Here is a 15,204-nt window from a genome sequence, read left to right as displayed (position 1 = left end):
AAGCGGAATTGGCATAGTCAATGTGTATCTATTAAATATTTATCACATAAAAATCTTGAGCAATGAAAGCTTTTATCCCTTATGTTGCATTGTTGGGATTGAGTACTGGTTTACTGGTTCACACTTCTAGCTTGCAAGCAGTAACTCCTAGCAGTGAAAAATTTGTCGCTGTAGGTACAGAACCTTTTTGGAGTGTCACTGTTAGTAAAAATGGCATTGTTTACTCTTCTCCAGAGGTGAAGCAACAAACCTTTCCTTACGTGAAACCCTTAACAGCCGCAGGCCGTCCTGCTGATTTGGTCAGAGTTTACCGACTCAGGGGGAATAATATATTAATTCTAGAAAAAGTCAGCGCTTGTAGTGATGGGATGTCAGATAAAAATTACCCTTACTCGGCGGTGCTGATATTAGGCAACAAGGTTTTAGACGGTTGCGCCCAGAAGCAGTAATTCTGGGAGATAACCGAGTGAAGTTCTATGATATTTTTACTGCCATTCTCCTTGTAATGTAAACGCAGCCCAATAATAAGGTGCAGCATAATTTGGATTACGTGACATTTCTATTTGTGCTGCCCTTAATGCCGCCGCAGGTTTTAAATTTTTGCGTAACATATTGGCATAAAATAACTTCATTAATTCTGATGTAGCTTCATCATCAACACTCCATAAACTCACTACAACACGCGGACTTCCCGCATACATAAATCCTCTGGTTAACCCAACTAATCCTTCTCCTTTGACTTCTTCACCTAAACCTGTTTGACAAGCACTAAGAACTATTAACTCTGCTGGCAAATTCAGGTTAAAAATATCACGGAGGCGCAAAAAGCCATTTTGGGGTGTTCCTTTGCTATCAAACAGCGATAGCACTACTCCAGATAATTCTGGGTTAGTACTATTTAAAATACCGTGAGTGGCAAAATGAATAATTTGATATTGGCTTAACTCTTGGCTGGTGGCTAAATCACGACTGGCGGTAAAGTCTAAGGCTTGCTTACGTTCTTTATTAGATACTAAAGAGAGAATTTCCTCAGCTTCTTTGCGAGTAAACCGCAGGCGTTCAAAATCAATGTCTGCTTCTCTGGCGGAACGTGATAATTGTTGCTGGTCAAAGAGATTCAAGTCTGGAGTGATGGATGGCCGATTTGCTGCTTGGCCTTTAAGGCGTTCATCTTGGGCAGAAAATACGGGATCTGCCAGGACAGCTAAGGTTTTGGCGGCTTTTTTGCGCCCTTTGACTTCCTGGCGTAGTAGGGCGATAGTTGAGGCTGAGGGAAGGGAGATAATTTCGTTGGTGGTGACTAGTGGCTGATAGGTTTGGCTATTTGGTACTGCTAATGCAGTGATGGGTACATACTGTAAAGCCCCATCACTGACAACGACTAAACGTTTTTTTCCGAGTTGCTGGGCGACTGGTGCAAGGATCATCTGTGACAATTCTTGTGCTGCTGTGATGCTTCTGGCAATACTAGTTCTTTGGGATGGGGCGGTTAAAGCATCGCGGAATTTTTGGACGGCGGTTTTGATTTCGGCACTTTTCGGTAGTGCGTAACTGGTAATATTGTTTTTGCTGACAGCCCAAAGATAACTGCGTTCTTCGCCCAAGGAGTATTCGAGGAGCAAGGTATTATCATCTAAGACTTGCTGCTGAATTTGTTTTAATGATAAGGGTTGCGGTTGGGTTAAGGCAGCGTAACGGGGACTGCTATTTTTAATTTCTGCCTGGACTTGTTGATACTGTTGCAGCAGTTCTGCGGTTTTTTTGTCTAAATTTTGGATCTGTGCTTCTGTATATTTACCGCTTAAAAGTTGAATGCGGAGTTTTTCTCTAGCATTGAGTTGTTGTTCTAAGCTGCGTTCTGTTTGCAGTAGCTTGGGATTTACACCTTGGCGAATATCTGCGTTGGCTTCTGTAAGTAAGTCTAAAAGACTACGCGCTCTAGCACGTTCGCTAACTTGTAATGCCAAAGCATCATAACCCTTTGATGGTTCTTGTTGATGTAGCCGCATCAACAGGTCAATATAAAACTGGTAATATTTCTGCACAGAGGCAAAGTAAGATGTCCGCAAGTCTTGGCTGGTAACGTTGGTGCGGATATCTTCGACAATTTTAATGGTGCTTTCTATTTGGGTACGGGCGGCGGTGAGATTGCCCCGATCGCGTTCTGTCTGAGCTATATAATACAGGGTGTATGCTTCCCCGGTGCGATCGCCTATCATCTGCCGCAATTTTAATTCTTGATTATAGGTGGCGATCGCTTGTTGTGGTTGTTTTAAGGCTTGATAAGTTCTACCTAAATTACCAATAATATTGGCTTCGGCATCTTTCTGTCCTAATTTTTGCCAGCCAGCAGCAGCTTTTTGCGAAGCATCTAGGGCTTTTTGATAATCACCCGCAGCCAAATAAACTCTCCCAAAGAAACCATAAGCACTAGTTTCGGCAAAGCTATTTTTTGTTTGCTGTGCTAATGCCAAAATTTGGTTAGCTGCATCCAGGGCTTTGGGATAATCTTTTAAAGATTCGTGTACTCGAAGGATACCGCTGATGGCACTGACTTGACCAATGACATTATTTTGTTCGCGGCGTAACTGCTGCGCTTGTTTGTAATATTCTAAGGCTTGGGGATAATTTTCTAAAGCCCGATAGGCACTGCCAATATTATCTAAAGCTTGTGCTTCTTTATCGCGATCGCCTGTACTTTTAAATTTCTCTAGGGCTTGATTATAAGTTTCAATACTCGCCTTATTATCACCAAGCAAACTATAAACTGAAGCAATATTTTTCAGTGTGTCGCCTTCCCCCTTAACATCTTTCACCTCGCGTTCAATATTTAGGGCTTGGTTGTAAGTATTAATAGATTTTTGATAATCCCCTAATGAAGCATAAATCCCCGCCACAGTATCAAGGGTGAAGGCCTCCCGCGCCCGATTTTTTGTAAAACGTTGCAATACCAATGCTTCATTTAAAACATCCAGGGCTTTTTGCTTTTCACCTAACCTATCGTAGACTAAAGCAACCTGTCCTAATAGTTCGGCTTCTGAGTGGGGATTACCTGCCTTTTGTAACAGCGATCGCGCTTGGTTATAATATTCTAAAGATTTTTGTGGTTCACTAAAAGAATAGCTCCCGGCAATTCCAGTCAAAGTCACAGCTTGCTTAGTCAGGTTAAATGCCAAAGCTATACCTGAAAGATTGCCTTGACTTTGTTGTTGCAGTTTGAGCGATTGATTGAGAGCTTCCCGCGATTTTTGCTCATCACCAATAGATAAATAAAGTACGCCGATATAGTTGAGTGCATCGGCTTGTCTACTCAGATTATTTCTCGTCTTTTGAATTTCTAAGGACTGTTGAAAAGCTTCTAAGGCTTTTTGCGGTTCACCCAAATTAGTATAGGTAATGCCGATAACTTGCAAAATATCGGCTTGTCCATCTAAATCTTTTTGTTGGCGTTGAATTCCCAAGGCTTGATTGTAAGCTTCTAGTGCTTGTTTTGTTTCTCCTGCATTAAAATAAACTCCCCCAATACCAACTAAGGTGTTAACTATAAAATAAGGTTTTTTTTCGGCGCGGAATAATCGCAATGCTTGGCTATAAAATTCCAGTGCTTTTTGTGGTTGACCCAAGTTAGCGTTAGCATTAGCAATAGAATTCAGCATTACTGCTTCGCCAAAACGGTCTTTTTGTTCGCGGCGAATAATTAGCCCTTGCTGAAAATATTCCAGTGCTTTTTGGTTATCATTTTGCGTGTAATAAAGTGTGCCGATCGCTAATAATGTTGTAGCCTCATAACTGCGATCGCCAATTTGCTGCCAAATTTTTAACGCTGCTTCATATTTGGCGATCGCTTCTTGCCGACCTGTGGCTGTACCTTGTTCATATAATTGCTGTGCTTCTTGCAGCAGTTGTTTGGCTTGGGTGGCGGCTCTTTGCCTTTCTGGACTGGTATTTTGCGGTTTTTGGGCTATGTAGAGATCATTTGCCCTGGCTGCCGATAACATCAAATCTGATGTCATCAGCATACTGACAAAGAGAACAAGGGTGCGATTGGTGAACGCTGACATATTTCTCTTTGCCATAAATGCTCCCAGCTACGAGAAGTAGTATTTCTTAACTGAACAACTGTAATTTTACAGTTTGTGTTCCTGTATCATCTTACTTCTGATAGAGATCATTGAAAGGAAACAGCCAACAGTCAGAGAATACAGTTATTTCAGCAATATTGAAGAATAGTTACATATTTATATTAGGTAAGTCAAAAGATTAGGGGCGATCGCTCATGAGATAATTAATTGCCAAAAATCAATTATTGATGTTGATTTATACTTCATACTGAAGCATCTATTCAGGCTATGAAGATTTTTATTAAGGTAGATCATTTTCTACTCTGCTAAGTGTATGGAAAATAAATTTTCATCTTGTAGAGTAAGACAGTGACAACTGCTGTTTACCAAAATTCGACCAGCTAGGAGTAACTTCTAGTCAAATTTAATTATAGGAAACCAACTGTCATCCTTGAGAGTCTGGTTTCAAAATAGGTAACAGCACCAGCCCCTACCAGCCCGATCACCTATGCTAAAAGTTATGCACTCGGCCGCCGACCCAGCCACACCCAATTCCCAATGGGAGGATTTAATCAAGCTTCCGACCCCAAACACAGTCCAATGGGATAATATCAAAACTCAGTTGGACTTGGTACTGTTGGCGCTAGAAACCTTAACTGGGATTGGTTCTGAGGCAATGCTCTCAGCGGCAGTTAACCTAAATTTAGAGTCAAGAGTGCCAGACCGCGTAGCTTTATGGCGACTACGACAGTCTAATCCTCTACGCAAAGGTCAAGGAGGGCGAAAAAAGCTAGATGTTGAAGAAGCGCGATCGCTTGTTTTAATCATCTGCTATCTCGCCAAACAGCACCAAGAACTCATTCGCCGTGCTGTTGGGTTACTAGAGCAAATGGCGGAAACCAACCGGGAACCTCATCAGGCTGCTTTACTTGGAGATTACATTGATGCTTTTTGCAACACTTACCAAGAGCGGATGGAAGAGGATGACCAAATTTCAACGGAATTATTGACCCACCTAGCACTCAAGCTGCTTGTAGACTTGTTGTTCTACAGCGCTCCTGGTGGACACCGCCGTCTCTGGCTCGCACTCATCGACTCCGCCAAATATTGAAAACATCTCCTTCCCAGTTTCTCCCATGCCTGTATCAAATTCTGTCATTCGTCGCTACACACCCCCCACTTGCACACTAGAAGTATTGGCGCAAAGCTCTCCTTTGTCCCGTTGGATGGGGAAAACTGTCATTAAGCAACTCAGCTTTGAGTTACGCTTTGACGATCCACGACTACCAGAAGAACGCAGGGTTGTAATTCGGGGCGATCGCGACCAACTCGAAGCTTTGTGTGATGCCGTCACCAGTTATGTGCAAGAATTTCTTCAACAGTCCCCAGAAAGCTTTGGAATTGGTTTTGCTACTCCCCAAGACTCAACCACAACATCTGATGATTCAGGGTTGAGCGATGTTCACCAATCTTCCCTATCTACCCAAACTTTAAAATCTTTCACATCAGATATACCCAGAGCCAAAATATATTTAGAACCAAGCAGTTCTTTAACTCATAAGCTGCATCTTGGTTCTCTCGCCAGTCAAGCATCTAGTCCATTCATTCAATTAAGTCTGTTGCAGCTTTTTGATTTAGCCTCAGCCTTGGATGAATACTCAGCTGATGTCATGGCGTTACCTGCTCTGAATAATACCAGTTCTGTGATTCGCTTCCCTGCTTGGACACCTGTCGCCGCAGTTTTGGTTTTAAGTGTCGGTTTATTGCCTCTAACTGTACAATACGCCAATAGTTATCGGCAAAATCAACCAACAACAGCCAACAAAAATACTTCCACAGAGTCTGATGTGGCTTTAGCACCTCCGTCATCAGCAAACCTGAATACACCGTTACCTGGCCTAACACCGTCAGATAATTTGCCATTGCTACCACCTATCGACTCAACTCTGCCTCTGCCAACTTCCCGTTTGCCGACACAACCTGTTTTGTCGTCTGGTGCTAATATTTCGGCTAACTCTCCAACTTCCCTTGGTTTACCGTCAACATCTGGTAAAAATGCTCTGAACATACCTCAGACAGCAATTAGCTCCAAGAATAATGCCCCAAATACTGCATCTACAACAATTCCTGGTCAACAAATTGCGCTGAATCCAAATCTCAATCTGAACCCTGTAACACCAATTACCAAGGGTGAACTTGCTTTACCGCAAAGGCGTAGTCTCCCACCTCGTCTGTCTTCTGGGACGGATAATTTATCCTCTACTAATCTCCCAATAGTTCCACCGCCTCTGGCTAACATCCCAAATGAAACCCGCAGTAATAATCTGCCTCCAGGGTATTCACAAACAAACCAACAACTAGGAGAAAAAATCACTTCTTCTCTCCTACCTTCAGCAGCTGATAATAATCCCTTTGTTGATAGATTGGGTGATGCGCCACAAGCTGCCACATCACCCAATATAGCTACCAACAGCACAATATTTGACACAACCCAAATCGCAGAAGCTCGAAGTTTCTTTCAGAAGCGTTGGCAACCGCCATCGGGATTGTCACAAACATTAGAATACAGCTTGACTGTGGATGTGGATGGTTCCATTATGCGGATTTTGCCGCTGAATAAGCCAGCCAGAGAATTTATTGATAATACAGGAATACCAGCTATTGGTAAGCCGTTTGTTTCTGCTAATAAATCGGGTCAGAATGTCAGAATTCGGGTTGTTTTCAGTCCTGATGGTAAAGTACAAACATTTTCAGAATCTGAATAATTAAATCCTCCAAGTTCATGCCATTTGTCTAACTGGTACAAAACTATGTACCAGTTATTTTTCAAATTCCCCAGGGTGCATCCCAGTTTTGATGATTTTTTAACTGCCCTTCAGGTGAGGCAGAGGCTTGTTATTGACTAGAAGCAGTAGTGGTATTGAGTGGAATTAAAGGCTGCTTAGACATTGCATCTAATCCTACCGATCGCAAAATATCATCCCAATCACGTACTATCGTTAAATCATTAGGACGGGCAGCACGTAAATCAGCCAGAGCTTTTAATGTGTCATGCCAATAACCATTTTCTGCATAGATCAGTACGCGCTGTTTAGGTGTTGCTGTTTGTAATTTACTCGCCACTGTTGGGGGTACTTCGACGCGTTCGATCCAACCACTAGCAATAGGATCACCACTGCGATCGCCATTGGTGGAATCGCACAATAGAGAAAAGCGCCATTGATATTTCTTCCCGACTTCTAACCCGGCAAAATCCCTTGGTAAGCCATAGCTCATAATTCCTGCGCTGGCTGTTAAGGGTAAAGTTTTGTCGAGTAATTCTTCTCCGGCTTCATCCCTGAGTAAAAATCCGGCTTGCTGGGCTGATGTTTGCGGCACATTGACAAAAAATGTTGGGCGATCGCTAACTGTTAATTCTACGGGAATTTGATTAGCTGCACTCTTAGGTGGTTTTGGTGGTAAAACTCCACTAATATTTTGTGGACTGCATTTTCCCCGTGCTGCGCCTGCTTCCAGATTGCGAGAACCACGAATTCCCGGAACTTTAAATCTTAATAGGGAACGGCGACGAGGAAATAATCTGGGTGTGGAACGCGGAATACTGAATTGAGCAACATTATTAATAGGTGCGGCGATTGAGGGGAATGCACCCAGGAACAAATCTGGAATGAGAGTTAAGCCTAGTGTAATTAATAGTAAGTTTTTTTTGAGCATATTTTTGATAATATGGATGTTTTTATTAATGACTATTTCATAGTATTTAAAGTTTCAGTTTGTGAATCTTTTCTACTTGAATTTAATGAATTTTGTTGTGTTCTAGCCTCAGTGAAATCACTATAGCACTTCTAATTGAAGAAGAATTCAGCAGTCAGAATTCAGGATTCAGAACACGGGAGTGAGGGATTCAGACCCACCACTAATTGCCGACCGCTAAATTTTCGATTTAGTGGGATCAGCCGCTCGCAGTCACACAGAATTCAATTGGAGAATTCTGGCTCCTGACTCCTGAATTTTTTGATGATAACGAGATTCCTGACTGGTGAAAGAACTTGATACTCTGAACTTTATACATCAATTTCATATAGAAATATTAAATAAGGAATGACAGAGTGAAGAAAAACAGGTAATTTGGACGCACATTAGCTAAATATTTATTTACAGCAAAGAAATTATCACATCCAAATTTCTTAGAGGATGTCTGAGAAGTGAAGTATTAAATCTTGTGCTTGATCCCCCCTAGCCCCCCTTAAAAAAGGGGGAAAATGAATCAAAGTCCCCCTTTTTAAGGGGGATTTAGGGGGATCTACAAGTCTCAAATACAACACCAAAAAGTTTTCAGACATCCTCTGAGGGAAGATGACTAGTTTTTAAAATTTACACTTTAACTAATCGATCAAGAGGTAACGCCAATGGTCAGTCCAGATGCCAAGCTCCGCAACTTCCGTCAAACAGTGTTAAGCATTGGCGGGACAGTCGTTGTCACCAGTGTAGCGATCGCCGGATTAATTTTGGGATTGCGAGAACTGGGTAGTTTGCAGGGAATGGAGTTAGCTGCATTTGATTGGTTAATGCGATCGCGTCCCGATGAAGGAGTAGATAATCGCTTTTTAATCGTCGGTGTCGATGATACAGATATCCAAACCCGCAAAGAATATCCTCTTGAAGACGGCACAATGGCGCAGTTATTAACAAAACTCGAAGAACACGAACCGCGCGTAATTGGGATAGATATTTTGCGGGATGTGAAGCAAGGCGCAGTTGCAGGCCGGACAGAATTAATCCAAACATTATCCGAAAACGAAAATATTGCCGCTGTCTGCGTCGTTAGTAAAGCCGATTCTCCCGGTATCGCCGCTGCACCAGGAATTCCCGAAGATAGGGTGGGAGTCGCTGACTTCCCTGTCGATGCAGGTGGTACAGTCCGCCAAGGAATGATTCTTTCCATTCCCAAAGCCTCTAAATTGCCGAAACCTAGCGAACATATCTGCAATATCGCCGACCCCGAAAATCAACTCCCATCTCTCAGCTTTCAAATGGTGGTGCGTTACTTAGCCGCACAGGAAATTGAACCCCAACTGACAAAATCAGGTGAATTACAGTTTGGTTCTACAGTTCTCAAACGCTTAACGCCTAAATCTGGTGGTTATCACAAAATCGATACAGCAGATTACCAAATACTGCTGAACTATCGTTCTGCCAAAAACGCTGTTAAGCAAGTATCACTCAGCGATGTCCTCGCAGATAAAGTTGACCCAGCCTTAATCAAAGACAAAATTGTCATGATTGGCTACACGGCACAGATTGTCAAAGATACCTTTTACACACCTTACAGTGCAGGGTCAGCAGATAGCCAAAAAATGCCAGGGGTAGTAGTTCATGCTCAAAATGCCAGCCAGATATTAAGCGCTGTTTTGAATAAACGACCTTTATTTTGGTATTGGAACGAATTAGAAGAAGGTTTGTGGGTATTTGCTTGGTCATTAGTCGGCGGATTTTTAGCGTGGCGGATTCGGAAACCTTGGTTATTAATCTTGGGTGGAGGAGTGGCGATCGCTGTATTATTAGGAGCCAACTATATGATATTTCTCCGCGCTGGTTGGATACCTCTAGTACCACCTGTTCTAAGCCTTTTAGGCAGTGCGGTTGCTGTGGTCTTGATAGACAGATATGCTGCCACAATTGTTAAAACTGTTAAAGGCTTTCTGAAAATCAACATTGACATTGATCAAGACAAAAAAAATCAAGAAGTTGCAGCCATCACCGAAAGTAATTACTTTTTAGAATTACAACAAAAAGCTAAAGATTTGCGGGATAGAGATAATGAAGAAAACTTACCAATCATAACTACATCTGTTGTGAATAACTTAGATGTCAATCCTCTTTTACCTGACACAATCATTAATCAACCTACAAATCTCGAAACTACAGAAATAGATTACTTACAGCAAGTACGTGACAGACGAAACAAAACTCACTCCCAGGAAACTTTGCTTCCCCAAGACCAAACAAATAACCTAGACATAAAGACAACCCCAACAACAATTGAAGACCCAGACGAATTAGAATACTTAGCAGATTTACAACGCCGTAGTAAAAAATTGAAGGAAAATAAATAATCATTATGAATTACCAAGAACCTGATGAATCATCACCCCAAAATAGTAAGTTAGATATCATAGATTTACCTGACGAACAGCGACAACTAGTTAATTGGATAACTCGCCAGCAAAAAGTTAGTTTATCAGAAGTATCAAGTTATCTGAATATTACAGAAGAACTGGCACAACAGCAGCTACAAATATTAATTACCCAAGGGTTTATTCAAGAATCAGAGGATAGTCAATTAGTTTTTTATCAACCCCGCTTTGTTACTCAAAAGAAAAGTAATCTGAATCAAAATATATGGGATAAACTCTAAACTATATAGATTTATTCTCAGCACTTTGTTATGTTACTCTGCGCTCTCTGGGTTTGGGCGATTCGCTAAAAGAAAATCACTTTTATCATGTCAAAAATTGTATCTATCCACTCATTTCGCGGCGGTACAGGTAAATCAAATTCCACCGCTAACCTAGCCGGAATAGTTGCACGTTATGGTTATCGGGTTGGGATTGTTGATACAGATATCCAATCTCCTGGGATTCACGTTTTGTTTGGGTTTGATGAGCAGAAAATTAAATATTCTCTAAATGATTATCTTTGGGGACGCTGTAATATTGAAGAATCTGCCTACGATGTTAGCTCGATTTTGGGTCAAGGAATAGGAGCCAAAGGACGTATTTATCTTATCCCTTCTAGTATTAAAGCTAGAGATATTACCAAAGTTCTCCGAGAAGGATTTGATTTTAATTTACTTAATGAAGGCTTTCAAAAACTGCTAATTGCTTTAAAATTAGATTACCTATTTATTGATACCCACCCAGGACTCAATGAAGAAACCTTACTTTCAATTGCTATTTCTGATATTTTAGTGCTGATTCTCCGACCCGATCGCCAAGATTTTCAAGGTACAGCCGTCACAGTAGAAGTAGCCCGCAAACTTGAAGTACCAAAAATGTTGTTGTTAATTAATAAAGCACTCCCAGTCCTAGATTTTGATGCACTCAAGCAACAGGTAGAAAAAACATATAATGCACCTGTAGCGGGTGTTTTACCACTGTCTGAAGAGTTGATGCAACTAGCCAGTAGCGATTTATTTTGCTTACGTCATCCAGAACACCCCTTGAGTTATGTTATGGATAAAGTAGCCAAGATGATTATGCAATAGACATCGAGCGAATTTAAATATGTGGTATCCAGAACCTCTGTAGAGACGTAGCATTGCTACGTTTCTACTTCTTCACCAGATGTCTAATAGCCAAAATAATTCTGCTTCTTATCCATTTCCTATTCCTTTACCAAGGATTACCAATCATAGTAAAAGCAGACCAGAAAAAAGGATGAGTCAACTTTTTATCACCAAGTTCTACTAAAACTTCTGGTAAAGGTAGATCACCACGAGCAGTTCTGAGTTTACCCATCTCTAACCGCACTTCACCTTTAAGCATTGCTACTTGCGCGCGTCGGAGAGCTTCAGCTTTGATAGGGGCTTGTTTTAACTTTTCGTAAAATTGGGTCATCAAACCAAAAGTCCCTTCATCGGAGACAGACCATAAACTCGCCAATGCAGACTTAGCACCAGATTGTACTGCAAAGCCAGCAAAACCAAATTCTGCGTCTTCGTCACCCAAGGCTGTACGACAAGCACTCAGTACCACTAGTTCTACCGGTGGGTTATTCCAGCCGAGTTGGCGCAGCTGATTCATCCGAAGTTGACTATCCCACAATTGAATGTAAGAGTTACCAACAGCTCCTGATTTGAATTCCCCGTGGGTGGCTAGGTGAACAATTCCAAAGGCTTTTTGTCGTCGTTGTCCTCTGAGATTATTAAACGTGAAAGCTTCATTTAAAAAGGTTCTACCAAGCCAAAGCTTCCGAGTGATGGTGGTTAACTCTGACGGTACAGATGGTAGTGGGTCTAGGTTCATGAATTGGGATGCACCCATCCCCAAAACTTCAGCTTTTTTAATGTCAACATATTTAGTATCAGTCAGGCTAAAACTAGGCATTAAACTGACACTGTAGTTTTCAATCAGATACTTTTGACCATCATAGAGGGCAGCTGTGGGCATCGATCGCAAGCCCGCATCCGTAATAAAAACTAGATTATTAACTTGCCGTGCTTGTAGCTTATCGTTAAGTGGTGCAATTAGCCAATTGTAGAGTTGTTTGCTAGGCACAATGTAGTTTTTCGCCGAACCTGGATTTGTGACGTAGCTGGTAAATACTTTACTAGTTGCTAATACCTGCGATCGCGTTACATTCATTACTTTCCGAATCGGCACACCTTTACCTGTCACCATGATTAACTCTAAAATGTCCTCATCTTGTGGTGCAAGATTTTGCTCTGTTAAAACATCACCATTGAGAGTTTTTGGTATAAAAGAAATGTAAATTAAAGCAGGTTTCACACCTGTTGTAGCTTCAATATTTACTAAGGTATCACGGGTTTCTTGAATAGTTTTCATTACAGGCCTGTCTGTACCTAAGTATCGGACAAACTCGTTAGTAAACCTTGCATCAATTTTAGATATCGCCTTATCTATATCTTCATCTGCATCCGCTTCTAGAAGAGATTTATCTTTTTCCGATATTGGTATACTGGCAGTGATTTTGTCTTCTTCTAAGTTAACAAAACTATTGAGGTCTACAGTCAGCAGATTATTTATTTCTGGATTGAAAAAATTATTTGTTTCTAAAGTGGGGTTATTATTTTGGTCTAGATTAGTGAGGTTGTTTGTAATTATTGGTGGTATTGGTGGTATTGGTGGCAAAGTAATATTGATGTTGACTTGTTGCGGTACAGACTCAGAAACACCATCACTAACTCTAACAGTAAAAGCTGGAATTTTACCGAGAGAACCTTGTGGCGGCGTATACACCAAAACCGTATTTGCATTCAGAATTGTTCCTTGGGTAACTGGGGTTCCATCTTGGAAGTTAAGAGAGCCAGACGATGTTCCATCAAAAATTATGTTGCGATGATCATTGTTTAGATCATTCGTATTGATATTTAATGAATCAAATCTAAATGTAACAGACTGATTTGGTCGAATATTTAGTAAATTTGAATTACCTGAAAAAGTAGGTGGGGTGTTAACAGAAATAATAGAAATCCGGCTAGGAGTACCATCAGCAGTTCCCCCTAGGGGTTTCACAGGAAAAGTATGAACTGCTGATGTGGGAGAAATTTGTGAATTTGTACTATCTAGGAATAATATGCTCCTAATCGGATCAAAACCAACAGGACGAAACTGACTAACATTAATTGCTGCTGCTGTACCATTCAGTCTTGCATCGCCAACAATAAATGGGACGTTATTTGCTCCTCCGTTATGTTGAATTTTTACAGCGCCAGGCTGATTAAATGCACTAGTAAAAATAGAATTACCTGTAGGCTGTCCACGATCAAAAATTTCCCCCACTACCCTAACAGTTCCGTTGGCTGAAATATTAACATCACCGCCTTGAGCAAACAGTGGAATGTTATACTGCATATCTTTTTCCTGGCTGGATATACCGACGAGCCGGATATTTTGGGAATTAAAACTCATCGCTGTGGTATTAATACTTTCAACAGTAATATTGCTGTCAGATGTTAACGTGACTCCACCAGATGTAGCTGTTCCAAATGTTAATGCTGCTGAAGTATCAATATTATTGGTTGTAATGCTACCACCTGCTGTTAAAGTGACTGCACCAGCTGTAGCAGTTCCAAAACGACTGAAAGCTGAAGTATTAATATTATTAGTTGTAATATTACCACCTGCTGTTAAAGAAACCGCGCCTGCCAGACCTGTAAATTTATCAGCAGTGATGATATCTTGAGTTGTGATATTACCTGCCGCATTAATAGTAACAGCACTACGAGTAACAATATTAACAGTGCTAACAATATCGCCATTTTCAACCTTCAAACCAGAACCTGTTAACCGTACCTCGCCATTATTCACCACCAAACCAGAAGCATTCCCAACACCACCACCAGTTAACAGTGCTGGTAAAGAATTGGATGGTAAATTATTATTAGTTGCATTCAGCGGTTGAATTTCCAAACTCAAAGGATTCCCCGCCATACTCAATTTGAGTAAGCTACTCCCAGGTACAGTGGCAATTGTCACGTTCCCACCAGGTGCTGATAAACTCCCTGTACTAACGATTGTGCCGCCAAATAAACTTAAATTATTGCCTGATGTGACTGCCAAATTACCTTGATTGAATATCGCACTAGCAACGCTGCTATCAAAGGCAAAACTATTGGGTGTACCGATAAGTTGGCTGTAGTCGTTTGTGCCAACGGCATTTAACCAGTTATTATTCCCAAAACCCAGGCGTGTGGCTGTGGTAGCTGTGAACGATGCTGGGACATTTAAACTAGAATTAGCACCAAAGATAATTCCGGCGGGGTTGATTAAATATAAGTTAGAATTCCCACCACTGACGCGAATTAAGCCGTTAATTATCGATGCTTCTCCACCTGTGACTCTGCCTAAGATGTTTTGAATTGATGGTTGCGATAAAAAGTTGGCTGTTTGGTTCGCATCTAGGCCAAATTTGCTGAAGCTGTGAAACAAATTGGCTTTGTCACTACTGAGGCTACCGCCACTAATATTAATATTGTTGCCTTGGGGGTTAACAATTGTGCCTGTACTATCGTTGGCGGGGGTGATGTTTTGGGCTTGGGCTGTTATGGGTATTAGAAATAATCCTAAAATGATGCTGGTAGATTTTGATCTGTGGACTTTAAATAGAAATAGTTGGAAAGCTGGCGGCTTTTGTGGAAAAATTCGTGGGAAGTTGACTGTAATTTTCTGAAATTTAATATTCAAAAAAAAACTAATAGCATAATTTTTTAAGTTTTAGCTTGATTTAATTGTATTTTTAGGTGATTTAAATTATAGCTGATTAAGTATATACTTAAAAAGATTTAAAAATAAAGATTTGCCAAAAATTAAGCAAATATTTAAGCATTATGTAAATGGGATATTAATTATTTGTTCAAAAATAATTAATATCATGAGCGGCTGATTATACCAATTCCATG

The 15,204-nt window shown here is 40.9% G+C and carries 9 protein-coding genes; 6 read left to right on the top strand and 3 right to left on the bottom strand.

Going from position 1 to position 15,204, the window contains the following annotated elements; all coding sequences use genetic code 11:
• The first annotated feature begins 62 nt into the window (after nucleotides 1–62).
• Nucleotides 63–449: a COG3650 family protein gene (locus IQ244_RS00370; RefSeq protein WP_193889089.1), complete on the top strand. Its 387-nt coding sequence runs from the start codon at nucleotides 63–65 to the stop codon at nucleotides 447–449.
• Nucleotides 450–485: 36 nt separating this feature from the next.
• On the opposite strand, the gene IQ244_RS00365 is transcribed toward IQ244_RS00370, so the two are convergent.
• Nucleotides 486–4,076 (bottom strand): CHAT domain-containing protein, encoded by a 3,591-nt coding sequence (locus IQ244_RS00365; protein WP_193889088.1) that lies wholly within the window; start codon nucleotides 4,074–4,076, stop codon nucleotides 486–488.
• 493 nt (nucleotides 4,077–4,569) lie between these two features.
• Between IQ244_RS00365 and IQ244_RS00360 the strand changes: the two genes are divergently transcribed.
• On the top strand, nucleotides 4,570–5,172 hold the full coding sequence (locus IQ244_RS00360; RefSeq protein WP_193889087.1) for a DUF3038 domain-containing protein: 603 nt from the start codon (nucleotides 4,570–4,572) through the stop codon (nucleotides 5,170–5,172).
• 25 nt (nucleotides 5,173–5,197) lie between these two features.
• Nucleotides 5,198–6,826: a DUF4335 domain-containing protein gene (locus tag IQ244_RS00355; RefSeq protein ID WP_193889086.1), complete on the top strand. Its 1,629-nt coding sequence runs from the start codon at nucleotides 5,198–5,200 to the stop codon at nucleotides 6,824–6,826.
• A gap of 130 nt (nucleotides 6,827–6,956) precedes the next feature.
• Here the strand turns inward: IQ244_RS00355 and IQ244_RS00350 are convergent, their stop codons facing one another.
• On the bottom strand, nucleotides 6,957–7,775 hold the full coding sequence (locus IQ244_RS00350; RefSeq protein WP_193889085.1) for a DUF928 domain-containing protein: 819 nt from the start codon (nucleotides 7,773–7,775) through the stop codon (nucleotides 6,957–6,959).
• A gap of 695 nt (nucleotides 7,776–8,470) precedes the next feature.
• On the opposite strand from IQ244_RS00350, the gene IQ244_RS00345 reads away from it, so the two are divergent.
• From IQ244_RS00345 to IQ244_RS00335, 3 genes are all read left to right on the top strand, one after another.
• On the top strand, nucleotides 8,471–10,177 hold the full coding sequence (locus tag IQ244_RS00345) for a CHASE2 domain-containing protein (RefSeq protein WP_193889084.1): 1,707 nt from the start codon (nucleotides 8,471–8,473) through the stop codon (nucleotides 10,175–10,177).
• A gap of 5 nt (nucleotides 10,178–10,182) precedes the next feature.
• Nucleotides 10,183–10,479: an ArsR family transcriptional regulator gene (locus tag IQ244_RS00340; RefSeq protein ID WP_193889083.1), complete on the top strand. Its 297-nt coding sequence runs from the start codon at nucleotides 10,183–10,185 to the stop codon at nucleotides 10,477–10,479.
• Between the two features lie 87 nt (nucleotides 10,480–10,566).
• Nucleotides 10,567–11,328 (top strand): MinD/ParA family ATP-binding protein, encoded by a 762-nt coding sequence (locus tag IQ244_RS00335; RefSeq protein WP_193889082.1) that lies wholly within the window; start codon nucleotides 10,567–10,569, stop codon nucleotides 11,326–11,328.
• Nucleotides 11,329–11,455: 127 nt separating this feature from the next.
• Here the strand turns inward: IQ244_RS00335 and IQ244_RS00330 are convergent, their stop codons facing one another.
• The gene (locus IQ244_RS00330) at nucleotides 11,456–14,989 is read right to left on the bottom strand and encodes a CHAT domain-containing protein (RefSeq protein WP_228058644.1); all 3,534 of its coding nucleotides are present in this window, start codon (nucleotides 14,987–14,989) and stop codon (nucleotides 11,456–11,458) included.
• Nucleotides 14,990–15,204 lie beyond the last annotated feature (215 nt).

The organism is Nostoc sp. LEGE 06077, from assembly GCF_015207705.1.
Taxonomy (GTDB): Bacteria; Cyanobacteriota; Cyanobacteriia; order Cyanobacteriales; family Nostocaceae; genus Nostoc_B.
This window is presented reverse-complemented; position numbering and strand designations above follow the sequence as displayed.